Annotated in this window: 23 protein-coding genes; 12 read left to right on the top strand and 11 right to left on the bottom strand. The window is 63.1% G+C overall.

Annotation, left to right across the window (positions count from 1 at the left end):
* The first annotated feature begins 47 nt into the window (after positions 1-47).
* Together tag and HBO11_RS13580 are read left to right on the top strand one after the other, a co-directional pair.
* A complete protein-coding gene (tag, locus tag HBO11_RS13585) occupies positions 48-605 on the top strand; it encodes a DNA-3-methyladenine glycosylase I (RefSeq protein ID WP_169954072.1) in 558 nt (185 codons plus the stop codon).
* A 40-nt stretch (positions 606-645) separates the two neighbouring features.
* Positions 646-1,533, top strand: coding sequence for a lysophospholipid acyltransferase (locus HBO11_RS13580; protein WP_169954073.1), 888 nt, complete (start codon positions 646-648; stop codon positions 1,531-1,533).
* Positions 1,534-1,661: 128 nt separating this feature from the next.
* Here the strand turns inward: HBO11_RS13580 and HBO11_RS13575 are convergent, their stop codons facing one another.
* Genes HBO11_RS13575 through def form a run of 5 tightly spaced genes read right to left on the bottom strand, consistent with a single transcriptional unit; the run spans position 1,662 to position 6,213 of the window.
* Entirely contained in the window at positions 1,662-1,973 is a 312-nt protein-coding gene (locus HBO11_RS13575) for a tetratricopeptide repeat protein (RefSeq protein ID WP_169954074.1), read from the bottom strand.
* An 18-nt stretch (positions 1,974-1,991) separates the two neighbouring features.
* A complete protein-coding gene (gene trkA / locus HBO11_RS13570; protein ID WP_057957876.1) occupies positions 1,992-3,365 on the bottom strand; it encodes a Trk system potassium transporter TrkA in 1,374 nt (457 codons plus the stop codon).
* Between the two features lie 23 nt (positions 3,366-3,388).
* Positions 3,389-4,699, bottom strand: coding sequence for a 16S rRNA (cytosine(967)-C(5))-methyltransferase RsmB (gene rsmB / locus HBO11_RS13565; protein WP_169954075.1), 1,311 nt, complete (start codon positions 4,697-4,699; stop codon positions 3,389-3,391).
* Positions 4,699-5,649: a methionyl-tRNA formyltransferase gene (gene fmt, locus HBO11_RS13560; RefSeq protein ID WP_169954076.1), complete on the bottom strand. Its 951-nt coding sequence runs from the start codon at positions 5,647-5,649 to the stop codon at positions 4,699-4,701. Before fmt ends, rsmB begins: the two co-directional genes overlap by 1 nt.
* Before the next feature lie 57 nt (positions 5,650-5,706).
* Complete coding sequence (def, locus tag HBO11_RS13555) at positions 5,707-6,213, bottom strand: peptide deformylase (protein ID WP_029290229.1); 507 nt, start codon at positions 6,211-6,213, stop codon at positions 5,707-5,709.
* 265 nt (positions 6,214-6,478) lie between these two features.
* Between def and dprA the strand changes: the two genes are divergently transcribed.
* The gene (dprA, locus tag HBO11_RS13550; protein ID WP_169954077.1) at positions 6,479-7,573 is read left to right on the top strand and encodes a DNA-processing protein DprA; all 1,095 of its coding nucleotides are present in this window, start codon (positions 6,479-6,481) and stop codon (positions 7,571-7,573) included.
* A 54-nt stretch (positions 7,574-7,627) separates the two neighbouring features.
* Positions 7,628-8,185 carry an L-threonylcarbamoyladenylate synthase gene (locus HBO11_RS13545; protein WP_169954078.1) on the top strand — a complete coding sequence of 186 codons (558 nt, stop codon included), beginning with the start codon at positions 7,628-7,630 and terminating at the stop codon, positions 8,183-8,185.
* Between the two features lie 122 nt (positions 8,186-8,307).
* On the opposite strand, the gene HBO11_RS13540 is transcribed toward HBO11_RS13545, so the two are convergent.
* On the bottom strand, positions 8,308-9,285 hold the full coding sequence (locus tag HBO11_RS13540; protein WP_169954079.1) for an NADPH:quinone reductase: 978 nt from the start codon (positions 9,283-9,285) through the stop codon (positions 8,308-8,310).
* Positions 9,286-9,445: 160 nt separating this feature from the next.
* Here HBO11_RS13540 and hemF point away from each other — a divergent pair, with 160 nt between their 5' ends.
* Both hemF and aroE read left to right on the top strand, forming a co-directional pair.
* Positions 9,446-10,378 carry an oxygen-dependent coproporphyrinogen oxidase gene (gene hemF / locus HBO11_RS13535; protein ID WP_169954080.1) on the top strand — a complete coding sequence of 311 codons (933 nt, stop codon included), beginning with the start codon at positions 9,446-9,448 and terminating at the stop codon, positions 10,376-10,378.
* Entirely contained in the window at positions 10,378-11,202 is an 825-nt protein-coding gene (gene aroE / locus HBO11_RS13530) for a shikimate dehydrogenase (RefSeq protein ID WP_169954081.1), read from the top strand. Before hemF ends, aroE begins: the two co-directional genes overlap by 1 nt.
* Positions 11,203-11,311: 109 nt before the next feature.
* Here aroE and HBO11_RS13525 read toward each other — a convergent pair whose 3' ends face one another.
* The 3 genes from HBO11_RS13525 to betC all read right to left on the bottom strand — a co-directional run bounded on the left by HBO11_RS13525 (position 11,312) and on the right by betC (position 15,477).
* The gene (locus HBO11_RS13525) at positions 11,312-12,874 is read right to left on the bottom strand and encodes a SulP family inorganic anion transporter (protein ID WP_169954082.1); all 1,563 of its coding nucleotides are present in this window, start codon (positions 12,872-12,874) and stop codon (positions 11,312-11,314) included.
* 152 nt (positions 12,875-13,026) lie between these two features.
* The gene (choX, locus tag HBO11_RS13520) at positions 13,027-13,944 is read right to left on the bottom strand and encodes a choline ABC transporter substrate-binding protein (protein ID WP_169954083.1); all 918 of its coding nucleotides are present in this window, start codon (positions 13,942-13,944) and stop codon (positions 13,027-13,029) included.
* An 18-nt stretch (positions 13,945-13,962) separates the two neighbouring features.
* Entirely contained in the window at positions 13,963-15,477 is a 1,515-nt protein-coding gene (betC, locus tag HBO11_RS13515) for a choline-sulfatase (RefSeq protein WP_169954084.1), read from the bottom strand.
* 103 nt (positions 15,478-15,580) lie between these two features.
* On the opposite strand from betC, the gene HBO11_RS13510 reads away from it, so the two are divergent.
* From HBO11_RS13510 to HBO11_RS13485, 6 genes are all read left to right on the top strand, one after another.
* Positions 15,581-16,528, top strand: coding sequence for a LysR family transcriptional regulator (locus HBO11_RS13510; RefSeq protein WP_169954085.1), 948 nt, complete (start codon positions 15,581-15,583; stop codon positions 16,526-16,528).
* A gap of 31 nt (positions 16,529-16,559) precedes the next feature.
* Positions 16,560-16,886: a DOPA 4,5-dioxygenase family protein gene (locus HBO11_RS13505; protein WP_169954086.1), complete on the top strand. Its 327-nt coding sequence runs from the start codon at positions 16,560-16,562 to the stop codon at positions 16,884-16,886.
* Positions 16,887-17,049: 163 nt separating this feature from the next.
* Entirely contained in the window at positions 17,050-18,015 is a 966-nt protein-coding gene (locus tag HBO11_RS13500; RefSeq protein ID WP_169954087.1) for a 2-dehydro-3-deoxygalactonokinase, read from the top strand.
* 1 nt (position 18,016) lies between these two features.
* Entirely contained in the window at positions 18,017-18,637 is a 621-nt protein-coding gene (locus HBO11_RS13495; protein ID WP_169954088.1) for a 2-dehydro-3-deoxy-6-phosphogalactonate aldolase, read from the top strand.
* Positions 18,638-18,684: 47 nt separating this feature from the next.
* On the top strand, positions 18,685-19,833 hold the full coding sequence (gene dgoD, locus HBO11_RS13490; protein WP_032857121.1) for a galactonate dehydratase: 1,149 nt from the start codon (positions 18,685-18,687) through the stop codon (positions 19,831-19,833).
* A gap of 151 nt (positions 19,834-19,984) precedes the next feature.
* Positions 19,985-21,301, top strand: a complete 1,317-nt coding sequence (locus HBO11_RS13485) for an MFS transporter (RefSeq protein WP_029290257.1) — start codon at positions 19,985-19,987, stop codon at positions 21,299-21,301.
* A 45-nt stretch (positions 21,302-21,346) separates the two neighbouring features.
* Here HBO11_RS13485 and trpA read toward each other — a convergent pair whose 3' ends face one another.
* Both trpA and trpB read right to left on the bottom strand, forming a co-directional pair.
* Positions 21,347-22,156 (bottom strand): tryptophan synthase subunit alpha, encoded by an 810-nt coding sequence (gene trpA, locus HBO11_RS13480; protein WP_169954089.1) that lies wholly within the window; start codon positions 22,154-22,156, stop codon positions 21,347-21,349.
* On the bottom strand, positions 22,157-23,383 hold the full coding sequence (gene trpB, locus HBO11_RS13475; RefSeq protein WP_169954090.1) for a tryptophan synthase subunit beta: 1,227 nt from the start codon (positions 23,381-23,383) through the stop codon (positions 22,157-22,159).
* Positions 23,384-23,391 lie beyond the last annotated feature (8 nt).

Genomic DNA, 23,391 nt, shown 5'->3' with positions numbered 1-23,391 from the left:
GGCGGGAGTATACCCGATTCGGCCCCGCCACCACTCCCTGGAGCCTTATGCCACGCTGCTTTTGGTGTTCTGAAGATCCGCTGTACATGGCTTATCACGATCAAGAGTGGGGAACGCCGCTGCGCGATGCGCAGGGTTTGTTCGAGTTGCTTTTGCTCGAAGGGTTCCAGGCGGGCCTGTCCTGGATCACCGTTTTACGCAAACGCGAGCATTATCGAAAGGTCTTGTTCGGTTTTGATCCAAAGCGCCTGGCGCAGTTGAGCGATGCCCAGATCGAGCAGTTGATGCTCGACCCAGGCATTGTGCGCAACCGCTTGAAACTCAATGCCACCCGGCGCAATGCCGCGGCCTGGCTGGCGCTGGAGGATCCGGTGGGGTTGCTCTGGTCGTTTGTCGGCGGCGTGCCCAAGGTCAATCACTTCAAGGATCGCAGCCAGGTCCCGGCGATTACGCCAGAGGCCGAAGCCATGAGCAAAGCCCTCAAGAAAGCCGGCTTCACGTTCGTCGGGCCGACCATCTGCTACGCGTTCATGCAGGCCTCAGGGATGGTCATGGACCACACCCAGGACTGCGACCGTTACGCGGACTTGGTCAACGCCGGGTAGAATGGCCGCTTTGCGCACCACACACGATCAGGAGTGACCTGTGGAAAAGTTAAAAGGCGTCTTGCTGGTAGGCGCTCTGCGATTGTTTGCCCTGCTGCCCTGGCGCGCCGTGCAAGCCGTGGGTTCGGCGATTGGCTGGATCATGTGGAAGACCCCCAACCGCTCCCGCGACACGGTGCGGATCAACCTCTCCAAGTGTTTCCCGGACATGGACCCGGCCGAGCGCGAGCGCCTGGTCGGCCAGAGCCTGATGGACATCGGCAAGTCCCTGACCGAGAGCGCGTGCGCCTGGATCTGGCCGGCCCAGCGTTCTATCGACCTGGTACGTGAAGTCGAAGGCCTGGAAGTGCTGCAGCAAGCCCTGGCCTCGGGCAAAGGCGTGGTCGGCATCACCAGCCACCTGGGCAACTGGGAAGTGTTGAACCACTTCTATTGCAGCCAGTGCAAACCGATCATTTTCTATCGCCCGCCCAAGCTCAAGGCGGTGGATGACCTGCTGCGCAAGCAACGCGTGCAGTTGGGCAACCGGGTGGCGGCGTCGACCAAAGAGGGCATCCTCAGCGTCATCAAGGAAGTGCGCAAGGGCGGCCAGGTGGGGATTCCCGCTGACCCGGAGCCGGCAGAATCGGCCGGGATCTTCGTACCGTTCTTCGCCACCCAGGCGCTGACCAGCAAGTTCGTGCCGAATATGCTCGCCGGCCATAAGGCGGTGGGCGTGTTCCTGCATGCCCTGCGGCTGCCGGACGGCTCGGGTTACAAAGTGATCCTGGAAGCGGCGCCAGAAGACATGTACAGCACCGACACGGCCACGTCCTGCGCGGCGATGAGCAAGGTGGTGGAGCGTTATGTCGGCGCCTACCCGAGCCAGTACATGTGGAGCATGAAGCGCTTCAAGAAACGCCCGCCGGGCGAGGCGCGTTGGTACTGATACACCCGGCTCTGCAAGCAACAAAGATCAAATGTAGGAGCTGGCTTGCCTGCGATAGCATCGCCTCGGTGTCACTGAGAGACCGAGTCGCCCGCATCGCAGGCAAGCCAGCTCCCACAGGGGGTGCCTCAGGCTTGGCGATCGAGTTTTTTCAGGAATACGGCCATCTCTTTCTCGGCCTGCTTGTCGCCATGGGCCTGGGCCGCTGCAATCCCCTGCTCCCATGCCTGGCGTGCCGCGCTTTTATCGCCCAGCGCAGTATGCGCCTTGCCCAACAGCTTCCACGCCGCCGAATACTTCGGATCAAACCCGACGCACTTGCCTAAATGCTCGGCTGCCTTGGCGTTGTCCTTCAAATCCAGGTAACCCTTGCCCAAGCCAAAGCGCAGCAGCGAGTTATCCACACCCTTGGCGAGCATTTTTTCCAGGGATTCGAGCATGTCGGTCTCTCCGTCAGATCAGAAAAAGCTCAACCCCACGTGGAACAGCTTCTCCACATCGCGGATATGTTTTTTATCCACCAGGAACAGGATCACATGGTCGCCCGTGGCGATCACCGTATCGTCATGGGCGATGATCACTTCTTCATCGCGGATGATCGCGCCAATGGTGGTGCCCGGTGGCAAGCCGATATCGCGGATCGCCCGGCCGATCACCTTGCTCGACTTGGAGTCACCGTGGGCGATCGCCTCGATGGCTTCCGCCGCCCCCCGGCGCAATGAGTGCACGCTGACGATATCGCCGCGCCGCACGTGGGCCAGCAGGGTACCGATGGTGGCCAATTGCGGGCTGATGGCAATGTCGATGTCGCCACCCTGGATCAGGTCCACATAGGCCGGGTTGTTGATGATGGTCATCACCTTCTTCGCCCCCAGCCGCTTGGCCAGCAGCGACGACATGATATTGGCCTCGTCGTCGTTGGTCAGGGCCAGGAAGATATCGGCGTCAGCGATGTTCTCTTCCATCAGCAGGTCGCGATCCGAAGCGCTGCCTTGCAGCACCACGGTGCTGTCGAGGGTATCGGACAAGTAGCGGCAGCGCGCGGCGTTCATCTCGATGATCTTCACCTGGTAGCGGCTTTCGATGGCCTCGGCCAGGCGCTCGCCGATCTGCCCGCCGCCGGCGATGACGATGCGCTTGTAGCTCTCGTCGAGCCGGCGCATTTCGCTCATCACGGCACGAATATTGGCCTTGGCGGCGATGAAGAAGACTTCGTCGTCGGCTTCGATCACCGTGTCGCCCTGGGGCAGGATCGGCCGGTCGCGACGGAAAATCGCGGCCACGCGGGTTTCCACATTCGGCATATGTTCGCGCAATTGGCGCAGTTGCTGGCCCACCAGAGGCCCGCCGTAGTAGGCCTTGACCGCCACCAGTTGCGCCTTGCCTTCGGCAAAGTCGATCACCTGTAGCGCGCCGGGGATTTCGATCAGGCGCTTGATGTAGTGGGTAACCACTTGCTCGGGGCTGATCAGCACGTCCACCGGAATCGCGTCGTTGTCGAACAGGCCGGCGCGGGTCAGGTAGGCCGCTTCACGCACCCGGGCGATCTTGGTCGGGGTGTGGAACAGGGTGTGGGCGACCTGGCAGGCGACCATATTGGTCTCGTCACTGTTGGTCACCGCCACCAGCATGTCGGCATCGTCGGCGCCGGCCTGGCGCAGCACGGTGGGGAACGAGGCACGGCCCTGGACCGTACGGATATCCAGGCGATCGCCCAGGCCGCGCAGGCGTTCGGCGTCGGTGTCGACCACGGTAATGTCGTTGGCTTCACTGGCCAAATGCTCAGCCAGCGTACCGCCGACCTGCCCTGCGCCAAGGATGATGATCTTCATCCGGTCACTCCCTTAAAAACCATTCAACCGCGTGCAGCGGCAATCTTGATCAGCTTGGCGTAATAGAAGCCATCGTGCCCGCCTTCCTGCGCCAGCAACTGGCGGCCGTGGGGCTGCTTGATGCCGGCGGTAGTGGCAATGTCCAACTCCCGCGCGCCGCTGGTGCGGGCGAGGAAGGCTTCGATCACGTCGGTGTTTTCGGTCGGCAAGGTCGAGCAGGTGGCGTAGAGCAGGATGCCACCGACCTCCAGCGTCGGCCACAGCGCGTCCAGCAACTCGCCTTGCAGCACAGCCAGGGCGGCGATGTCGTCGGGTTGGCGGGTGAGCTTGATATCCGGGTGACGGCGGATCACACCGGTGGCGGAACACGGCGCGTCCAGCAGGATGCGCTGGAACGGCTTGCCATCCCACCAGGCGGCGGTGTCGCGCCCATCGGCGGCAATCAGCTCGGCGTCCAGGCCCAGGCGCGCGAGATTTTCGCGCACGCGCACCAGGCGCTTGGCTTCCAGGTCGACGGCGACGACGCCGGCCAGGCCCGGCTGCACTTCCATGATGTGGCAGGTCTTGCCGCCTGGGGCGCAGCAGGCGTCCAGCACCCGCTGGCCCGGTGCCAGGTCGAGCAGGTCGGCGGCCAGTTGCGCGGCTTCGTCCTGCACGCTGATCCAGCCTTCGGCAAAGCCTGGCAGGCTGCGCACATCACCTGCGGTCTCCAGCACGATGCCGTCCTGACTGTACACGCAGGCGCTGGCATTGATGCCGGCCTCTGCCAGTAATTGGAGATAGGCATCGCGGCTGTGATGGCGGCGATTGACCCGCAGAATCATCGGCGGGTGGGCATTGTTGGCGGCACAGATGGCTTCCCACTGCTCTGGCCAGAATGCCTTGAGGGATTTTTGCAGCCAGCGCGGGTGCGCGGTGCGCACTACCGGGTCGTGTTCGAGCTCGGCCAGCAACCCCTCGCTTTCGCGCTGGGCACGGCGCAGCACGGCGTTGAGCAAGGCCTTGGCCCAGGGCTTTTTCAGCTTGTCGGCGCACCCCACGGTTTCGCCGATGGCGGCGTGGGCCGGCACGCGGCTGTAGAGCAACTGGTAGAGGCCCACCAGCAGCAGCGCCTCGACGTCGGCATCGGCGGCCTTGAACGGCTTTTGCAGCAACTTGGCCGCCAGCGCCGACAGACGCGGCTGCCAGCGGGCGGTGCCAAAGGCCAGGTCCTGAGTGAAGCCGCGATCGCGGTCTTCGACTTTATCCAGTTGCACCGGCAACGAGCTGTTCAGGGAAGCCTTGCCATTGAGCACGGCGGCCAGGGCCTTGGCGGCGGCCAAACGCGGGTTCATCAAGCGTCCACTCCAAGGATGATGCCGGGGGCAAATTTCTCACGACGGCTGTTGAACAAGTCGCTGAAGTTCAGCGCCTTGCCGCCGGGCAATTGCAGACGAGTCAGACACAGTGCCTGTTCGCCGCAGGCCACCAGCAGGCCTTCCTTGCTGGCGCCGATGATTTCACCGGGGGCGCCGCTGCCGTCGGCCAGGGTGGCGGCGAGGACTTTCAAGGCTTCGCCATTGAGTGTGCTGTGGCAGATCGGCCACGGGTTGAAGGCACGTATCAGGCGCTCCAGTTCCACGGCCGGGCGGCTCCAGTCGATGCGCGCTTCGTCCTTGTTCAGCTTGTGGGCGTAGGTGGCGAGGCTGTCGTCCTGCGCTTCACCGTGCAAGGTGCCAGCCGCGAGGCCGGCAATCGCCTCGACCACCGCTGGCGGGCCCATCTCGGCCAGGCGGTCGTGCAGGCTGCCGCCGGTGTCTTGGGCGGTGATGGGCGTGGTGACCTTGAGCAGCATCGGCCCGGTGTCCAGGCCAGCTTCCATGCGCATCACGGTCACGCCGCTTTGTGCGTCACCGGCTTGCACCGCGCGCTGGATCGGCGCCGCACCGCGCCAGCGCGGCAGCAGCGAGGCGTGGCTGTTGATGCAACCCAGGCGCGGGATATCCAGCACTGCTTGGGGGAGGATCAGGCCGTAGGCCACCACCACCAGCAGGTCCGGCTGCAGTGCTGCCAGTTCAGCCTGGGCCTCGGCATTGCGCAGGGTCGGCGGTTGCAGCACGACGATGCCGTTTTCCAGCGCCAGTTGCTTGACCGGGCTGGGCATCAGTTTTTGCCCACGGCCGGCCGGGCGATCCGGCTGGGTGTACACCGCGACGATTTCATAAGGGCTGGCAAGCAGGGCCTTGAGGTGTTCGGCGGCAAATTCAGGGGTGCCGGCAAAAACGATGCGCAGTGGCTCGGTCATGGGAAACGTCTCACAAAAGAAAAAGGCTTGCCGGAGCAAGCCTTTGAAAGAAGGGAATCAAGCTTGCTGGCGATGCTTCTTTTCCAGTTTCTTCTTGATCCGGTCGCGTTTGAGCGTGGACAGGTAATCGACAAACAGCTTGCCGTTGAGGTGGTCGCACTCGTGCTGGATGCACACCGCCAGCAGGCCTTCGGCAATCAGCTCGAATGGCTTTCCGTCGCGGTCCAGGGCCTTGATCTTGACGCGCAGTGGGCGTTCGACGTTCTCGTAGAACTCCGGCACCGACAGGCAGCCTTCCTGGTATTCGCCCATCTCGTCGGTCAGCGGCTCGAATTCCGGGTTGATGTACACCATCGGTTCGCTGCGGTCTTCGGACAGGTCCATGACCACCACGCGCAGGTGCACGTTGACCTGGGTGGCGGCGAGGCCGATGCCCGGGGCTTCATACATTGTTTCAAACATGTCATCGACCAGCTGACGAACCTTGTCGTCCACTACGGCCACCGGTTTGGCGATAGTGCGCAGGCGCGAGTCCGGGAATTCGAGGATGTTCAAAATAGCCATAAGCGTAATTGCTGCACATGTGAGGTAAAGGCAAATCGGCCTCGGGACACCCCGCACGGCCGGTGTGAAACGCTCGCAGGCCGCGAAGGCCAAGGCATTTCACGCGAACCGACATAATAAAGGAGATTGCCCCCATGAGGAAATCGCTACTCGTCTTCAAAACGGGGCGCCAGGTTGGGCGGCAATAACCAGTTGCAATAATTAGCCTGCTAAATAAGTTACCAACAGAGTTATCCACAGCTTGTTCCTGATCAAGGATGATCATATGTCAGCAATCCCTACTGCAGATATTTCCCCTGCCGAGCTCGAAGCCCGCCTGCGTTTGCACCGCATGCCGGAGCTGGGGCCCAGGCGTTTCAAGACGTTGATCGAGGCCTTTGGTTGCGCCTCGAAAGCCATCGGCGCACCGGCCAGTGCCTGGCGCTCCCTGGGGTTGCCGGCCGCCTGCGCCGAAGCCCGGCGCAGCGTGCAAGTGCGTGATGGCGCCAGCGTCGCATTGGCTTGGCTTGAGCATCCGGCCCAACATTTGCTGATGTGGGACCAGCCCGACTACCCGGCCCTGCTGGCCGAGTTGGGCGATGCGCCACCCTTGTTATTCGTCGCCGGCAATCCCGCCATCCTGGAAAAACCGCAGCTGGCCATGGTCGGCAGCCGCCGTGCTTCCCGACCCGGAATGGATACGGCGGCGGCCTTTTCCCGCAGCCTGGCGGGCGCCGGTTTTGTGATCACCAGCGGCCTGGCCCTGGGCATCGATGGGGCGGCGCACCAGGCGGCATTAGATGTCGGGGGGCAGACAATCGGGGTGTTGGGCACCGGCCTGGAAAATTTTTATCCACAGCGCCACCGCCGGCTCGCCGAGGCGATGATTGCCCAGGGCAGCGCGGTGGTTTCCGAGTTCCCGCTGGACGCCGGGCCCCAGGCCGGCAACTTCCCGCGACGCAACCGCATCATCAGTGGCCTGTCCCTGGGCGTGCTGGTGGTGGAAGCCAGCGTGGCCAGCGGTTCGCTGATCACCGCGCGGCTGGCGGCCGAGCAGGGCCGCGAGGTGTACGCCATACCGGGGTCGATTCATCACCCGGGGGCCAGGGGTTGTCACCAACTGATCCGTGAGGGGGCGGTGCTGGTGGAGACCATCGAGCACATCCTGGAGGGGCTGCGCGGCTGGCAGGCGTTGTCGCGGCCCGCGCCGGTGCCGGTGACCCATCCGCTGCTGGCGTTGCTGCACGCCGCGCCCCACACCAGCGAAGGCCTGGCCATCGCCAGCGGGCAGAGCCTGTCCCAGGTGTTGGCGAGCCTCACCGAACTGGAGCTGGAAGGCCGGGTGATCTGCGAAAGTGGCCGCTGGCTCGCGCGCAGTTAGGTTTTGTAACGAAGATCGGTAAACTGCGCAGAGCTTTAGTCCGGAGAGTGAGTAATGGTCAACAGGTGGCGTGTGCAAGAAGCCGCACGAGAAATTCGCGCAGGCGCGGTGATTGCCTATCCGACCGAGGCGGTGTGGGGCCTGGGCTGCGACCCGTGGAACGAAGAGGCGGTGGAGCGCTTGCTGGCGATCAAGGGCCGCTCGGTGGACAAGGGCTTGATCCTGGTCGCCGACAATATCCGGCAGTTCGATTTTCTGTTCGAAGACTTCCCGGACACCTGGATCGACCGCATGGCCAGTACCTGGCCGGGACCCAATACCTGGCTGGTGCCCCATCAGGACCTGCTGCCTGAGTGGATTACCGGCAAGCACGACACCGTGGCATTGCGGGTCAGTGATCATCCGCTGGTGCGGGATTTGTGTGCATTGGTGGGCCCGTTGATTTCCACCTCGGCCAACCCGCAAGGCCGGCCGGCAGCGCGCACGCGGATCCGGGTGGAGCAGTATTTCCGTGGGCAGGTGGATTTGGTGCTGGGCGGTAGCCTGGGTGGGCGCAAGAACCCGAGTTTGATTCGGGACCTGGCGACGGGCGAGGTTCGGCGCCCGTCCTGAGACCCAGGCGTGGCCATCGCGAGCAAGCCCGCTCCCACATTCGAGCGCATTCCCATGCTGGAAATCGGTCGAATGTGGGAGCGGGCTTGCCCGCGATAGCGGTCTGCCAAACCACCGAGATCTCAAGGCAACAGAATGGTCGACCCCGTCGTCCGCCGCCCCGACAACTCCACCTGCGCCTTCGCCGCATCCGCCAACGAAAAGCGCTGGTTGATATCAATGCGCACCTTGCCGCTTGCGATCATGCCAAACAGGTCATCGGCCATGGCCTGCAGGTTCTGCGGATTGTTGGCGTAGGTCGCCAGCGTCGGCCGGGTCACGTACAGCGAGCCTTTCGCCGCCAGAATCCCCAGGTTCACCCCGTCCACCGCGCCCGAGGCATTGCCAAAACTCACCAGCAGGCCACGGGGCGCCACGCTGTCCAGCGAGGCGAGCCAGGTGTCCTTGCCGACACCGTCGTACACCACCGGGCATTTTTTGCCGTCGGTCAGTTCCAGCACCCGCTGTGGGACATTTTCCTGGCTGTAGTCGATGGTTTCCCAGGCGCCGAGGGATTTGGCCAGGGCGGCTTTTTCCGGCGAACTGACCGTACCGATCAGCTTCACGCCCAGGGCCTTGGCCCATTGGCAGGCCAGGGAACCGACGCCACCTGCAGCGGCGTGGAACAGGATGGTTTCACCGCCTTGCAACTCATAGGTCTGGCGCAGCAGGTACTGCACGGTCAGGCCCTTGAGCATGGCGCCAGCCGCTTGTTCGAAGCTGATCGCGTCCGGCAGGTGCACCAGGTTGGCCGCTGGCAACACATGCAGTTCGCTGTAGGCACCCAGCGGGCCGCTGCCGTAGGCCACGCGGTCGCCGACCTTGAATTGAGTGACTGCGCTGCCCACCGCATCCACCACGCCAGCGCCCTCCGCGCCCAGGCCCGAGGGCAAGGCTGGCGGTGCATACAGACCGCTGCGGTAATAGGTGTCGATGAAGTTCAGGCCAATGGCCTTGTTCCGCACCCGAACCTGCTGTGGGCCGGGCTCCACGGGTGTGTAGTCCACATACTCAAGTACTTCGGGGCCGCCATGGGCGCTGAACTGGATACGTTTGGCCATCTGTTCTGTCCTCAAGTCTGTTTCGCGAAAGGCTCCTATCGGACTCCTATGCTTGACCTTCGTCAACTGTGGCAGTGCCCGGCGCGGTGGTATCCTGTGCGCCCCTTTGCCGCCGACGCCCAATGGCCTCGCGTAGCTTTGCCCGATTCAAGGTGATGCCATGACTACCCGCACCGAGGCTGTAAAAGCCTACCTGCTCGACCTGCAAGACCGCATTTGCAGTGCCCTGGAAACCTTCGAGGCGTATACACGCTTTATCGAAGACGCCTGGACCCGCCCAGCTGGTGGCGGTGGCCGCACGCGGGTGATCGAGAACGGGACCGTGATCGAGAAAGGCGGCGTCAACTTTTCCCACGTCTTTGGCAGCGGCCTCCCACCGTCCGCCAGTGCCCACCGCCCGGAGCTCGCCGGTCGTGGTTTTGAAGCCCTCGGCGTGTCGCTGGTGATCCACCCGCATAACCCCCATGTGCCAACGTCCCACGCCAACGTGCGATTTTTCATCGCCGAGAAAGACGGTGAAGAGCCGGTGTGGTGGTTCGGGGGCGGCTTCGACCTGACGCCCTACTACGCCAACGAAGAAGACTGCATCCACTGGCACCGCGTGGCCGAGCAGGCCTGCGCGCCCTTTGGCGCGGACGTTTACCCGCGCTACAAGGCTTGGTGCGACAGCTACTTCCATATCAAGCATCGCAACGAGCCCCGGGGTATTGGCGGCCTGTTCTTCGATGATTTGAACGAGTGGGACTTCGACACCTGCTTCGCCTTTATCCGAGCGATTGGCGACGCCTACATCGACGCTTACCTGCCGATCGTCCAGCGCCGCCAGGCAATGGCTTATACCGAGCAGCAACGCCAGTTCCAGGAGTTTCGCCGTGGGCGCTACGTGGAATTCAACCTGGTTTATGACCGTGGCACGCTGTTTGGCCTGCAATCGGGCGGGCGTACCGAGTCGATCCTGATGTCGTTGCCCCCGCAAGTGCGCTGGAGCTATGACTGGAAGGCCGCTGCCGGCAGCGAAGAAGCGCGCCTGACCGACTACTTCCTGCAAGACCGTGACTGGCTCGGCCTTGCTGCGCCCCAGGTGGCCAGCTGATGGATCGTTATGTGGTGTTCGGCAACCCTATCGGCCACAGCAAATCGCCGCTGATCCATCGCCTGTTTGCCGAGCAGACCGGCCAGGCGCTGGACTACAGCACCCTGCTGGCGCCGCTCGAGGATTTCACCGGCTGTGCTCAGGAATTTTTCCTGCATGGGCGCGGTGCCAACGTCACCGTTCCCTTCAAGGAAGAGGCCTACCGCCTGGCCGATGCCCTGACCGAGCGCGCGCAACGCGCAGGCGCGGTGAACACCCTGAGCAAGCTGGCCGATGGCAGCCTGCTGGGTGATAACACCGATGGCGCCGGCCTGGTGCGCGACTTGACCGTCAACGCCGGCCTGAGCCTGGCCGGCAAGCGCATCCTGCTGCTCGGTGCCGGCGGCGCAGTGCGCGGTGCACTGGAGCCACTGCTGGCGCAACAGCCCGCCTCGCTGATCATCGCCAACCGCACCGTGGAAAAGGCCGAGCGGCTGGCCGAACTGTTCGATGACCTGGGGCCGGTCTCCGCCAGCGGTTTCGACTGGCTGAGTGAACCGGTGGACCTGATCATCAACGCCACCTCCGCGAGCCTGTCAGGCGATGTACCGCCGATTGCCAGCAGCCTGATTGAACCGGGCAAGACCTTTTGCTACGACATGATGTACGCCAAGGAGCCGACCGCCTTCTGCCGCTGGGCCACTGAACACGCTGCGGCGGTGGCGATGGATGGCTTGGGCATGCTGGTGGAGCAGGCGGCGGAAGCCTTCTACCTGTGGCGCGGTGTACGGCCGGATTCGGCGCCGGTGCTGGCCGAGTTACGTCGGCAGTTGGCAGGCCACTGAAGGTCAAATGTAGGAGCTGGCTTGCCTGCGATAGCGCTGGGTCAGCGCCGGATGCGCCACTGATACACCGCTATCGCAGGCAAGCCAGCTCCTACAGGTTTTGACCGTGTCAGTCTTCGAAAAGGATCGGGCATTTGTCCGCCCCTTCCAGCTTCCTCAACTCCTCCACCACTTGCGGCCGCGCCCGGCGCAGCGTCAGGCTGCGTCCCAACCCCTGCAACCGTCGCGCTTCCTGGTGCAGCATCTCCACCCCGGAATAGTCGATAAAGTTGATCTGCTGCGCCTCGATCACCACCCGCTGGCCTTGCAGGCGCTGCAAGCGCATTTGCAGGTAATGGCTGGCGCCAAAGAAGATCGAGCCACCGACCCGCAGCACATCGTCGTCCCCATCGCGCCATTGCTGCACCCGTGGCTGCGAGGTGCGCTTGAGGTAGAAGAACAGCGATGCCAGCACCCCGGCATAGATCGCCGTTTGCAGCTCCAGCAGCAAGGTGGCCAGGCACGTCAGGCCCATCACCACACACTCTGCACGGCTGACCCGCCACAGCGCGCGGATGCCCCGATGATCCACCAGGCCCCAGCAGATCAGCAGGATGCTGGCGGCCATGCTCGGGATCGGGATGTGCGCAATCACCGCCGCACCAAACAGCGCAAACAGTGCGACCCACAACGCCGAAAACACCCCCGCCAGCGGCGAACAGGCGCCCGCCTCGTAACTCAGGCCCGAGCGGGTGAAGGATCCGGCCGACAGGTAGCCGGAGAAAAATCCGCCGACGATATTGGATAAACCCTGGGCGCGTACTTCCTGGTTGGCGTCGAGCAACTGTTGCGAGCGCGCCGACAGCGAGCGGGCAATCGACAGGCTGGTCACCAGCCCCAGCATGCCCACCGCCACGGCGCTGGGTAGCAGGCGCAGGACCATGTCCAGGTCCAGCGGCAACGGGCTGAACGGCGGCAGTTGGCCAACAAATGAGCTGACCCGCGCCACATGCCCGAACATCGCCGGCCACGCCCACGCCGCCAGGCTGCCTACTGCCAGGGCAATCAACAGGCTTGGCCAGCGCGGCACGCAGTATTTAAGCAGCGCGCCCACCAGCAAGGTGCCCAGGCCAAGGGCCAGTGACGGACGATCCCACTCGCCACCATGGTCGATCAGCGCCAGCAGGCTGTTGATGGCCGTGGCCTGGCTGGGCAGGTCGAGCCCCAGCAGGTTGGGCAACTGGCCCAGGGCGATGACCACCGCCGCGCCGAGGGTGAAGCCGAGGACGACGGAATGGGAGACGAAATTGACCAGCGCGCCAAAGCGCAACATGCCCAACAGCCATTGGAATACGCCGGCGAGCAAGGTCAGCAGCAGGATCAGGGTGATGTAGTCCTGGGAGCCAGGCACCGCCAGCGGGCTGATGCTGGCGTAGAGCACGATGGAAATTGCCGCCGTCGGGCCGCAGATCAAATGCCAGGACGAACCCCACAGGCAGGCAATCAGCACCGGGATGATCGCCGCATACAGGCCGTATTCGGGGGGCAGGCCGGCGATCAGGGCGTAGGCGATCGATTGCGGCAAGGCCAGCACCGCGCCGCTGAGGCCGACCAGCGCATCCCGGCCGACGCTGGCGCGGGTCTGGCGTGGCAGCCAGCGCAGGAATGGGAGCAGAGTGTGGGGCCGGGACATGGATCGCTCGAAATACTGTAGGAGCGAGCTTGCTCGCGAAGATGGATAACGATAACGCGGGTTGCCTGAAAAAACGCGGCGTTTTCGAATTCTTCGCCGGCAAGCCGGCTCCTACAGGGTGATAGGAAGACCTGTAGGAATCAGGGCAATATTTAGAGTTTGGCTTTGACCGCCGCCAATGCATCCTGGCCATTGAGGGTTTCAACCCCCTCCAGCCACTTGTCCAAAACCGCCGGATTGGCCTTGATCCATGCCTTCGCCGCGTCAGCATTGCTGACCTTGTTGTTCACCACCTCGGCCATGATGCTGTTTTCCATATCCTGGGTAAACGTAAGGTTGGTCAGCAGTCTGGCCACATTCGGGCAGGCCTGTGCATAACCTTTGCGGGTCAGGGTGTACACATTGCCGGTGTCGCCGAAGTATTTTTCGCCGCCCTTGAGGTAACGCATCTTCAACTGCACGTTCATCGGGTGCGGTGTCCAGCCCAGGAAGGTGACGAAACGCTCGCGCTTCACCGCCCTGGACACTTCGGCGAGCATCGCCTGTTCGCTGGATTCGATCAGCTTCCACTGGCCGAGGTCGAAGTCGTTTTTCTTGATGATCTCCTGCAGCGACAGGTTGGCCGGCGCGCCGGAGCCGATGCCGTAGATCTTTTTGTCGAACTTGTCGGCAAATTTGTTCAGGTCGGCAAAGTCACGCACACCGGCCTCCCACACATAGTCCGGCACCGCGAGGGTGAACTGGGTGCCCTCGAGGTTTTTCGCCAGTTGCACCACATCGCCATTGGCCACGAACTTGTCATAGAAGCCCTGCTGCGCCGGCATCCAGTTGCCCAGAAACACATCCACCTGGCCGTCCTTGAGCCCGCCAAACGTGATCGGCACCGCCAGGGTATCGATCTTGGCCTTGTAGCCCATGCCGCTGAGCAAAACACCGGCGATGGCATTGGTGGCGGCAATGTCGCTCCAGCCGGGGTCGGCCATCTTTACCGTCTCGCAACGGGTGTCGGCATACGCATGGGTGGCACTGAGCAACAACACTGCACTCACGATTGTGGATAACTTTTGCATGGCCTTCCCCTCACTGATTTATTGGTTTTGGCAGGGTTGTGGATAACGGGCCTTGCGCTCCAGATCGTCGAGGTCGATATGGTTGCGCATGTACTGCTGGCTGGCGTCTACCAGCGGCTGGTGATCCCAGCTCTTGAGTTTGCCCACCGCCAGCGCCTCGCATACCAGGCGCCGACGGCGTTGGCTGGCGAGCACTTGCTGGTGGATCGCCGGCATGTCCCACTTGGCCCGCGCTTCGGCCAGGAACGCCTCGAACAACGCACGATGGGCCGGCGACTGACTGAGTTCTTCTTGCTCACGTGGGTCGTGGTGCACATCAAACAGTAGGCAAGGATCGTCCTCGCTGTAGATGAATTTGTAGGCCTCCCGGCGAATCATCATCAATGGGCCGATAGTGCCTTCGGCCATGTACTCGCCGAACACCTCGTCATGCCCGCCCTGCCCTTGCAAGTGCGGGACCAGTGAGCGGCCGTCCAGCGGTAGGTTGGGGTCCAGCTCGCCGCCGGCCAGCTCCACCAGGGTCGGCAGAAGGTCGGCGGTGGACACCGCCGCACTCACCCGCCCGGCCTTGAATTGCCCCGGTGCACTGACCAGCAGCGGCACCCGCGCGGCCATTTCAAACCAGTGCATTTTGTACCAGAGCCCCCGCTCGCCGAGCATGTCGCCGTGGTCGCCGGAGAACACGATGATGGTGTCCTCGGCCAGGCCTGTGTCCTGCAGGGTTTGCAGGAGTTTGCCGACGTTGCTGTCAATGTAGCTGCACGCTCCGAAGTAAGCGCGCCGCGCATCGCGGATCTTATCCACAGGCAGCGGCTTGTCCCACAGGTCGTAGACCTTGAGCAGGCGCTGGGAATGCGGGTCCAGGTCGGCCTGGGCCGGCGTTGTAGGCATTGGGATGTCATTGTCGTCGTACAGATCCCAGAACGGTTTGGGAATGGTGTACGGGTCGTGGGGGTGAGTCATGGAAACCGTGAGGCAGAATGGCTGGTCGCCGTCCTCGCGAATATGGTCGAACAGGTACTGCTGGGCCTTGAACACCACCTCTTCGTCGAAATCCAGCTGGTTGGTGCGCACACACGGGCCGGCTTGCAGCACCGACGACATGTTGTGATACCAGGTGGGGCGCACGTCGGGCTCATCCCAGTTCACCGCCCAGCCGTAGTCGGCGGGGTAGATATCGCTGGTGAGGCGCTCTTCATAGCCGTGCAACTGGTCCGGCCCGCAAAAGTGCATCTTGCCCGACAGCGCCGTGCGGTAGCCGAGGCGGCGCAGGTAGTGGGCATAGGTCGGTACATCGGCGGGGAAATCCGCCGCGTTGTCGTAGGCGCCGATCTTGCTCGGCAACTGGCCGCTGACCAGGGTAAAACGCGACGGCGCACACAGCGGGCTGTTGCAGTACGCGGCGTCGAACACCACACCTTGTGCGGCCAGGCGGCTGAGGTTGGGCAGTTTGAGCGGCGAAGGGCCGTAGAACGGAAGCAACGGCGCGGCCATTTGATCGGCCATGATGAAAAGAATGTTCTTGCGCTTCATGGTCTCTCGGCATTCCATAGTCAGTGTTTATGCGATTGAGCATGCAGGCCATGGAAACCGTGGTAAAGCCCATGAAAAGCAATGTCTAGGATAAGCACCGCTTATGTATAAAGCCCTGGGAAACCTGTCGCTGGATCTGTTGCGCGCCTTTGAAGCCGCCGCCCGTCATCGCAGCTTTACAGCGGCTGCGATGGAGCTGGGCACCACCCAGCCGGCCGTCAGCCAGCAGATCAAGCGCCTGGAAGAACAGCTGGCAGTACGCCTGTTCGACCGTATCTACCGCGGCATCGAATTGACTGACGCGGGCCTGCTGTTGTTCGTGCACGTCCAGGCCGGATTGCAGAGCATTGATGCGGGCCTGGGGCTAATCACGGAGCAGGACCAGCACGAAGTGTTGCAAGTGGCGACCGACTTCGCCTTTGCCGCCTACTGGCTGATGCCGCGACTGCATCGTTTTCATGAGGCCAACCCGCAAGTGGATGTGAGCCTGGTCACCAGCGAGCGCAACCACGCGGCCTTGCGCAGTGACATCGATGTGGCGGTGTTGTTTGGCGATGGGCGTTTTCGCCAGGGCCACAGCCAGTGGTTGTTCAACGAGGAAGTGTTCCCGGTGTGCAGCCCGCAACTGCTCAAGGGCCGCGCCGCGCCGCTGTCGCTAGAAAGCCTGCAGGAGCTGCCGCTATTGCACCTGCGCCAGGAAAACAGCCAGTGGTTCGACTGGAACGGGGTGTTTCGCGAACTGGGCATCACCGCCGCACCGACCCCCGGCCTGCTGCGTTTCGACAATTACACCCTGTTGATCCAGGCGGCGATTGCCGGCCAGGGCGTGGCCATCGGCTGGCGCCATCTGGTGGATAACCTGCTGGAGCAGAAATGGCTGTGCCGGCCGATTGGCGACACGGTGATCTCGCGCTTTGGTTATTACGTGGTGTTGCCCCAGCGCAAACGGCGCGGGCAGTTGATCGAACGGTTTGTCGACTGGCTGGCGGCCGAGCAGGCCAGCAGCGCGCAGTCCCTGGCCGGGCTGGCCCTGCCGTCGATTGCGGTCTAGGATCGGCCGATCAACGAGTCCGGAGCCAGTCATGCAACGTATCAAGGGCTACCACGCCCATATCTACTTCGACGCCAGCACCCTCGACCAGGCGCGCAAGCTCTGCGAAGACGCGGCGGCCATCTTCCCGGTGCGCATGGGGCGCATGCACGAGCGCCCGGTGGGCCCGCATCCGGACTGGAGCTGCCAGCTGGCGTTCGACCCCGAGTACATCGGCGTGGCGCTGCCGTGGCTGGCGCTCAACCGCAACGGGTTGGTGGTGTTTCTGCACCCGGATACCGGCGATGACCTGAAGGATCACACCGACTATGCGATCTGGATGGGCGCCATGCGGCCGTTGGATTTGTCGATTTTTTAACCAGTTGCTGTCAGTTAAGTCCTCACGTTCTGGTGCGAAGAACAGCACAGGGACGTGGGGATTTTTTCTGGGTTGTTCCACTATATGGGATTGATATTTATATATTGAGATATTTTCAGCCTTAGGTTTATAGTCGGCCATCTGCCACATTCCAGGTGAAGCGATGCCGGCGCAATTGATCGCGCTCGATTGGGGAACCAGTTCCCTTCGTGCCTATAAGCTCGGCCCAGGTGGCCAGGTCCTCGAACAGCGCTCGCTGGCGTCGGGGATCATGCATTTGCCCAGTGCACCGCGATTGATCGGTGGTGTTCATTGCAGCGATGGGTTTGAGCTGGCCTTTGATACCGCGTGCGGCGACTGGCTCGACGCCCAGCCCGAGCTGCCGGTGATAGCCTGCGGCATGGTCGGCAGCGCCCAGGGGTGGGGTGAGGCGGCCTATCGCAAGACGCCGGTTGACGTCGCCAGCCTGGGCTTGGCGCTGCACAAGGTGCGCAGTTTGCGCGGTGTGGATGTGCATATCGTGCCCGGTGTGATCGAGCAGGTCGGTTTACCCAACGTGATGCGCGGTGAAGAAACCCAGGTGCTCGGCGTGCTGCAAAGCCTGCCAGCCAGCGCTGAATTATTGATCGGCCTGCCCGGCAGCCATTCCAAATGGGTCGAGGTGGTCGCAGGCCGCATCACCCACTTCGACACCTTCATGACCGGCGAACTGTTCGCGGTGCTGAGCACGCACAGCATTCTGGGGCGTACGCAAAAGATCGCCGGGCAGTTTCAGGCCGACGCCTTTGACCGGGGTGTGCGCGTGGCACTTTCAGAGGATGGCCGGCGCGGTGTGCTGTCGACCCTGTTCAGCGCGCGCACCCTGGGGTTGACCGCAGAACTGACTCCTGAGCAGCAGCCCGACTACCTGTCCGGCCTGCTGATCGGCCATGAACTGGCCGGCTTGCCCGACCGTGCGCGCCACACGCCGATCATCCTGGTGGGCGCCGCCGCCCTCTGCGCCCGCTACCAACGTGCCCTCGCCCTGTGTGGTTTGCACCACGTCAGCCTCGCGCAAGCAGCGACCGAGCGCGGCCTGTGGCAACTGGCGCTGGCCGCCGGGCTCATTCAACCTGCAATCGAGGCCTGACATGCTCAAGCAAGCACTCACACACAACGGTTTGATCGCGATCCTGCGGGGCCTGCGCCCGGATGAGGCTGGCGCTGTCGGCCAGGTGCTGTACCAGGCCGGGTTCCGGGTGATCGAAGTGCCGCTCAATTCGCCAGATCCCTACACCAGCATCCGCACCCTGCGTGAGACGTTGCCCGCCGACTGCCTGATCGGCGCTGGCACCGTGCTGACGCCCGAGCAGGTGGAGCGGGTGAAGGCGGCGGGTGGCCAGGTGATCGTCATGCCCCACAGCGATGCCAAGGTGCTGCGTGCCGCAAAAGCTGCGGGCCTGTACCTGTCGCCCGGGGTCGCGACGCCCACCGAAGCCTTCGCCGCCCTGGCCGAAGGGGCCGATGTGCTCAAGCTGTTCCCGGCCGAGCAAATGGGCCCGGCGGTGGTCAAGGCCTGGCTGGCGGTGTTGCCGGCCGGCACGGTCCTGCTGCCGGTGGGCGGGATTACCCCGGACAACATGCAAGTGTTCGTCGACGCCGGGGTCAAGGGCTTTGGCCTGGGCTCCGGGCTGTTCAAGCCCGGCATGACGGTCGAGCAGGTGGCGAGCCGTGCCCAGGCGTATGTCGCTGCCTGGAATGCCTTGAACTGAGTGTGCCTGGCGCCTCAGGCGCCGCATCCGACAAGAGAGATAAGAAGATGAAAATCACCAAACTGACCACCTTTATCGTGCCGCCGCGCTGGTGCTTCCTCAAAGTGGAAACCGACCAGGGTGTAACCGGTTGGGGCGAGCCCGTGGTTGAAGGCCGCGCCCACACCGTGGCGGCGGCGGTCGAGGAATTGTCCGACTACTTGATCGGCAAAGACCCACGCAATATCGAAGATATCTGGACCGTGCTGTATCGCGGCGGCTTCTACCGGGGCGGCGCGATTCATATGAGCGCCCTGGCCGGGATCGACCAGGCGTTGTGGGACATCAAGGGCAAGGCCCTCGGCGTGTCGGTCAGCGACCTGCTGGGCGGCCAGGTGCGGGACAAGATCCGCGTCTACTCGTGGATCGGCGGCGACCGCCCGGCCGACACCGCCCGTGCGGCCAAGGAAGCCGTGGCCCGGGGGTTTACGGCGGTGAAGATGAATGGCACCGAGGAGCTGCAATTTCTCGACACCTTCGACAAGGTCGACCAGGCCCTGGCCAACGTGGCCGCCGTGCGCGACGCGGTCGGCCCGAATGTCGGCATTGGCGTGGACTTCCATGGCCGCGTACACAAGCCCATGGCCAAGGTGCTGATGAAAGAGCTGGACCCGTACAAGCTGATGTTTATCGAAGAACCGGTGCTCAGCGAAAACTACGAAGCGCTCAAGGAACTGGCGCCTTTGACCAGCACCCCGATTGCCCTGGGCGAGCGGCTGTTCTCACGCTGGGATTTCAAGCGTGTGCTCAGTGAAGGTTACGTCGACATCATCCAGCCGGATGCGTCCCACGCCGGCGGCATCACCGAAACCCGCAAGATCGCCAACATGGCCGAAGCCTACGACGTGGCCCTGGCCCTGCACTGCCCGCTGGGCCCGATTGCCCTGGCGGCGTGCCTGCAACTGGATGCGGTTTGCTACAACGCGTTTATCCAGGAACAAAGCCTGGGCATTCACTACAACGAGAGCAACGATTTGCTCGACTACGTGCGCGATCCGGGGGTTTTCGACTACGACCAGGGCTTTGTGAAAATCCCCAACGGGCCGGGGCTGGGGATTGAGATCAACGAGGAATACGTGATCGAGCGCGCGGCCATTGGTCACCGCTGGCGCAACCCGATCTGGCGGCATGCCGATGGCAGTTTTGCCGAGTGGTGATTGTCACCTGACGGAACGCGGTCAGTGTGGGAGCTGGCTTGCCTGCGATAGCAATGTTGAATGTTCCGCCGCCATCGCAGGCAAGCCAGCTCCCACTTTCAACCCGGTAGCCGTTAACCGACCTCAATAAACATAATAAGAGGCTCCCCCCATGCACCCTGAAACCCTCACCGGCCAGGCGTCCCTCGTCACGCCCAGCCGCAAGCGTTACTTCATCATGGTCCTGCTGTTTATCACGGTGGTGATCAACTACCTGGACCGCAGCAACCTGTCGATTGCCGCGCCGGCCCTGACCAGCGAGCTGGGGATCGACCCGGTGCATGTGGGGCTGATTTTCTCGGCGTTCGGCTGGACCTACGCCGCCATGCAAATCCCCGGCGGCTGGCTGGTGGACCGGGTGCCACCGCGCATTTTGTACACCGTGGCCTTGCTGTTGTGGTCGATTGCCACGGTGATGCTGGGGTTTGCCGCAAGCTTTATCGCGCTGTTTGTGTTGCGCATGGCGGTGGGTGCCCTGGAAGCGCCGGCTTATCCGATCAACAGTCGGGTCGTCACCAGCTGGTTTCCCGAGCGTGAGCGCGCCACGGCCATTGGTTTCTACACGTCCGGGCAGTTCGTCGGGCTGGCGTTCCTTACCCCGGTACTGGCGTGGTTGCAGCATCACTATGGCTGGCACATGGTGTTTATCAGCACCGGCGCGGTGGGCATCCTCTGGGCGCTGGTGTGGTACGCGGTGTACCGCGAGCCGCGGGATTTCAAAGGGGTCAACAGCGCAGAAATCGAGTTGATCCGCGCAGGCGGCGGCCTGGTGGACCTGGATGCACAAACCGCCAAGCGCAAGGCGCCTTTCAGTTGGGTCGACCTGGGCATCGTGCTGACCAAACGCAAGCTGTGGGGCATCTACCTGGGCCAGTTCTGCCTGAACTCGACCCTGTGGTTTTTCCTGACATGGTTCCCAACCTATCTGGTGAAATATCGCGGCATGGACTTCATCAAGTCCGGCCTGCTTGCCTCGCTGCCGTTTCTCGCGGCGTTTGTCGGGGTGTTGTGTTCCGGGCTGTTTTCCGACTGGCTGATCCGCCGTGGCGCCTCGGTGGGGTTTGCGCGCAAATTGCCGATCATCAGTGGCCTGCTGATCTCCACGGCAATCATCGGCGCCAACTTCGTGGATTCCACGCCACTGGTGATTGCATTCCTGGCGGTGGCGTTCTTCGGCAACGGCCTGGCGTCGATCACCTGGTCGCTGGTCTCGACACTGGCGCCGGCGCGGCTGTTGGGGTTGACGGGTGGGGTGTTCAACTTCATCGGCAACCTGGCGGCGATCACCACGCCTATCGTCATTGGCTTTCTGGCCACGGGCGACTCGTTTGCGCCGGCGATTACCTACATTGCGGTGCTGGCGCTGCTGGGGGCGCTGTCTTACATACTGCTGGTGGGTAAGGTCGAGCGGATCGAGCTGAAGGAATAAAGCTGTTGTAGGAGCGAGCTTGGCTCGCTCCTACAAGGGGGGCGTTTATTTACGGGCGTTACGCACACCTTCCGACAGCGCTGCACACAGGCTCAACACCCCATCAATCGCTTGCTGGTCGTTGCTGGCATTGGCGATGTGGTCGATCAGCGCCGACCCCACCACCACACCGTCCGCCAGGCGGGCGATGGCGGCGGCCTGTTCCGGGGTGCGGATGCCGAAGCCGATGCTGATCGGCAGGTCGGTGTGCCGGCGCAGGCGGTCGACGGCCTCTTCCACGTGTTCCAGGGTGGCGGCACCGGCACCGGTCACGCCGGCCACCGACACGTAGTACACAAACCCGGAGCTGCCGTTGAGCACGGTGGGCAGGCGCGCATCGTCGGTGGTGGGCGTGGTCAGGCGGATAAAGTCGATGCCTGCGGCCTGGGCCGGGTCGCACAGTTCGCTGTTATGTTCCGGCGGCATGTCGACCACGATCAGGCCGTCCACGCCGGCCTCTTTTGCGTCATGGATAAAGCGCGGCACGCCGTACATGTGGATCGGGTTGAAGTAGCCCATCAGCACCAGCGGCGTATCGCTGTTGCCCTGGCGGAACTCGCGCACCATCTGCAGGGTTTTCAGCAGGTTCTGCTTGGCGCCCAACGCGCGGATATTGGCCAGTTGGATCGCCGGACCGTCGGCCATTGGATCGGTAAAGGGCATGCCCAGTTCGATCACATCGGCGCCGGCTGCCGGCAAGCCCTTGAGGATCGCCAGGGAGGTGTCATACCCCGGGTCGCCGGCGGTGACGAAGGTCACCAGGGCGGCGCGGTTTTGTTCCTTGAGTTGCGCAAAGCGGGTTTGCAGGCGGCTCATTTAGTGTTTCTCCTGCTGAGACTGTTCCATATGGTGCATCACGGTCTGCATGTCCTTGTCGCCACGGCCCGACAGGTTGACCACCATCAGGTGATCCTTGGGCAGGCTCGGTGCGCGCTTGAACACTTCGGCCAGGGCGTGGGCGCTTTCCAGTGCAGGAATAATCCCTTCCAGGCGGCAGCATTTGTGAAAGGCGTCGAGGGCTTCGTCGTCAGTTACCGAGGTGTATTGGACGCGGCCGATATCGTGCAACCACGCATGCTCAGGACCGATGCCGGGGTAGTCGAGGCCCGCGGAAATCGAGTGGGCGTCGATGATCTGGCCGTCGTCGTCCTGCAACAGGAAGGTGCGGTTACCGTGCAGCACGCCTGGTACGCCGCCATTGAGGCTGGCCGCGTGCTTGCCGGTCTCGATGCCGTAGCCGGCGGCTTCAACGCCAATGATCTGGACACTGGTGTCATCGAGAAACGGGTGGAACAGGCCCATGGCATTCGAGCCACCGCCGATGCACGCCACCAGGCTGTCGGGCAGGCGGCCTTCCTGGGCTTGTAACTGGGTACGGGTTTCCTTGCCGATCACGGCCTGGAAGTCGCGGACCATGGCCGGGTACGGGTGCGGGCCGGCCACGGTGCCGATCAGGTAGAAGGTGCTGTCGACGTTGGTCACCCAGTCGCGCAGGGCTTCGTTCATCGCGTCCTTGAGGGTGCCGGTGCCGGCCACCACCGGGATCACTTCGGCGCCCAAAAGCTTCATGCGGAACACGTTGGCCTGCTGGCGCTCGATATCAGTGGTGCCCATGTAGATCACACATTGCAGGCCAAACCGCGCGGCGACGGTGGCGGTGGCCACGCCGTGCATGCCGGCGCCGGTCTCGGCGATGATGCGTTTCTTGCCCATGCGCCGCGCCAACAGGATCTGGCCGATGCAGTTGTTGATCTTGTGCGCGCCGGTGTGGTTGAGCTCTTCGCGCTTGAGGTAGATCTTGGCGCCGCCGCAGAACTCGGTCAGGCGTTCGGCAAAGTACAGCGGGCTTGGGCGTCCGACATAGTCGCGCTGGAAGTAGGCCAGTTCTTCGTTGAAGGCCGGATCTATCTTGGCCGCTTCGTATTCGCGGGCCAGGTCGAGGATCAACGGCATCAGGGTTTCCGCCACGTAGCGGCCGCCGAACGCGCCAAACAGGCCGTTGGCGTCAGGGCCGTTGCGTAAATCGGTCTGGGACTGAGTCATGGTGCGCT

This window comes from Pseudomonas sp. WS 5010, assembly GCF_012985565.1.
In the GTDB taxonomy this organism is placed as follows: domain Bacteria; phylum Pseudomonadota; class Gammaproteobacteria; order Pseudomonadales; family Pseudomonadaceae; genus Aquipseudomonas.
The sequence above is the reverse complement of the archived record's forward strand: the minus strand, read 5'-3'. Positions and strand labels throughout refer to the sequence as shown.

What these genes read in the sequence shown, in the direction of transcription:
- HBO11_RS13510 (WP_169954085.1), top strand. Translation starts at nt 15,581, where the DNA reads ATGTATAAAGCCCTGGGAAACCTGTCGCTGGATCTGTTGCGCGCCTTT.
- aroE (WP_169954081.1), top strand. Translation starts at nt 10,378, where the DNA reads ATGGATCGTTATGTGGTGTTCGGCAACCCTATCGGCCACAGCAAATCG.
- trkA (WP_057957876.1), bottom strand. Translation starts at nt 3,365, where the DNA reads ATGAAGATCATCATCCTTGGCGCAGGGCAGGTCGGCGGTACGCTGGCT.
- HBO11_RS13500 (WP_169954087.1), top strand. Translation starts at nt 17,050, where the DNA reads ATGCCGGCGCAATTGATCGCGCTCGATTGGGGAACCAGTTCCCTTCGT.
- HBO11_RS13525 (WP_169954082.1), bottom strand. Translation starts at nt 12,874, where the DNA reads ATGTCCCGGCCCCACACTCTGCTCCCATTCCTGCGCTGGCTGCCACGC.
- HBO11_RS13575 (WP_169954074.1), bottom strand. Translation starts at nt 1,973, where the DNA reads ATGCTCGAATCCCTGGAAAAAATGCTCGCCAAGGGTGTGGATAACTCG.
- dgoD (WP_032857121.1), top strand. Translation starts at nt 18,685, where the DNA reads ATGAAAATCACCAAACTGACCACCTTTATCGTGCCGCCGCGCTGGTGC.
- HBO11_RS13495 (WP_169954088.1), top strand. Translation starts at nt 18,017, where the DNA reads ATGCTCAAGCAAGCACTCACACACAACGGTTTGATCGCGATCCTGCGG.
- tag (WP_169954072.1), top strand. Translation starts at nt 48, where the DNA reads ATGCCACGCTGCTTTTGGTGTTCTGAAGATCCGCTGTACATGGCTTAT.
- HBO11_RS13485 (WP_029290257.1), top strand. Translation starts at nt 19,985, where the DNA reads ATGCACCCTGAAACCCTCACCGGCCAGGCGTCCCTCGTCACGCCCAGC.
- rsmB (WP_169954075.1), bottom strand. Translation starts at nt 4,699, where the DNA reads ATGAACCCGCGTTTGGCCGCCGCCAAGGCCCTGGCCGCCGTGCTCAAT.
- trpA (WP_169954089.1), bottom strand. Translation starts at nt 22,156, where the DNA reads ATGAGCCGCCTGCAAACCCGCTTTGCGCAACTCAAGGAACAAAACCGC.
- HBO11_RS13540 (WP_169954079.1), bottom strand. Translation starts at nt 9,285, where the DNA reads ATGGCCAAACGTATCCAGTTCAGCGCCCATGGCGGCCCCGAAGTACTT.
- hemF (WP_169954080.1), top strand. Translation starts at nt 9,446, where the DNA reads ATGACTACCCGCACCGAGGCTGTAAAAGCCTACCTGCTCGACCTGCAA.
- trpB (WP_169954090.1), bottom strand. Translation starts at nt 23,383, where the DNA reads ATGACTCAGTCCCAGACCGATTTACGCAACGGCCCTGACGCCAACGGC.
- choX (WP_169954083.1), bottom strand. Translation starts at nt 13,944, where the DNA reads ATGCAAAAGTTATCCACAATCGTGAGTGCAGTGTTGTTGCTCAGTGCC.
- betC (WP_169954084.1), bottom strand. Translation starts at nt 15,477, where the DNA reads ATGAAGCGCAAGAACATTCTTTTCATCATGGCCGATCAAATGGCCGCG.
- HBO11_RS13505 (WP_169954086.1), top strand. Translation starts at nt 16,560, where the DNA reads ATGCAACGTATCAAGGGCTACCACGCCCATATCTACTTCGACGCCAGC.
- def (WP_029290229.1), bottom strand. Translation starts at nt 6,213, where the DNA reads ATGGCTATTTTGAACATCCTCGAATTCCCGGACTCGCGCCTGCGCACT.
- HBO11_RS13545 (WP_169954078.1), top strand. Translation starts at nt 7,628, where the DNA reads ATGGTCAACAGGTGGCGTGTGCAAGAAGCCGCACGAGAAATTCGCGCA.
- fmt (WP_169954076.1), bottom strand. Translation starts at nt 5,649, where the DNA reads ATGACCGAGCCACTGCGCATCGTTTTTGCCGGCACCCCTGAATTTGCC.
- dprA (WP_169954077.1), top strand. Translation starts at nt 6,479, where the DNA reads ATGTCAGCAATCCCTACTGCAGATATTTCCCCTGCCGAGCTCGAAGCC.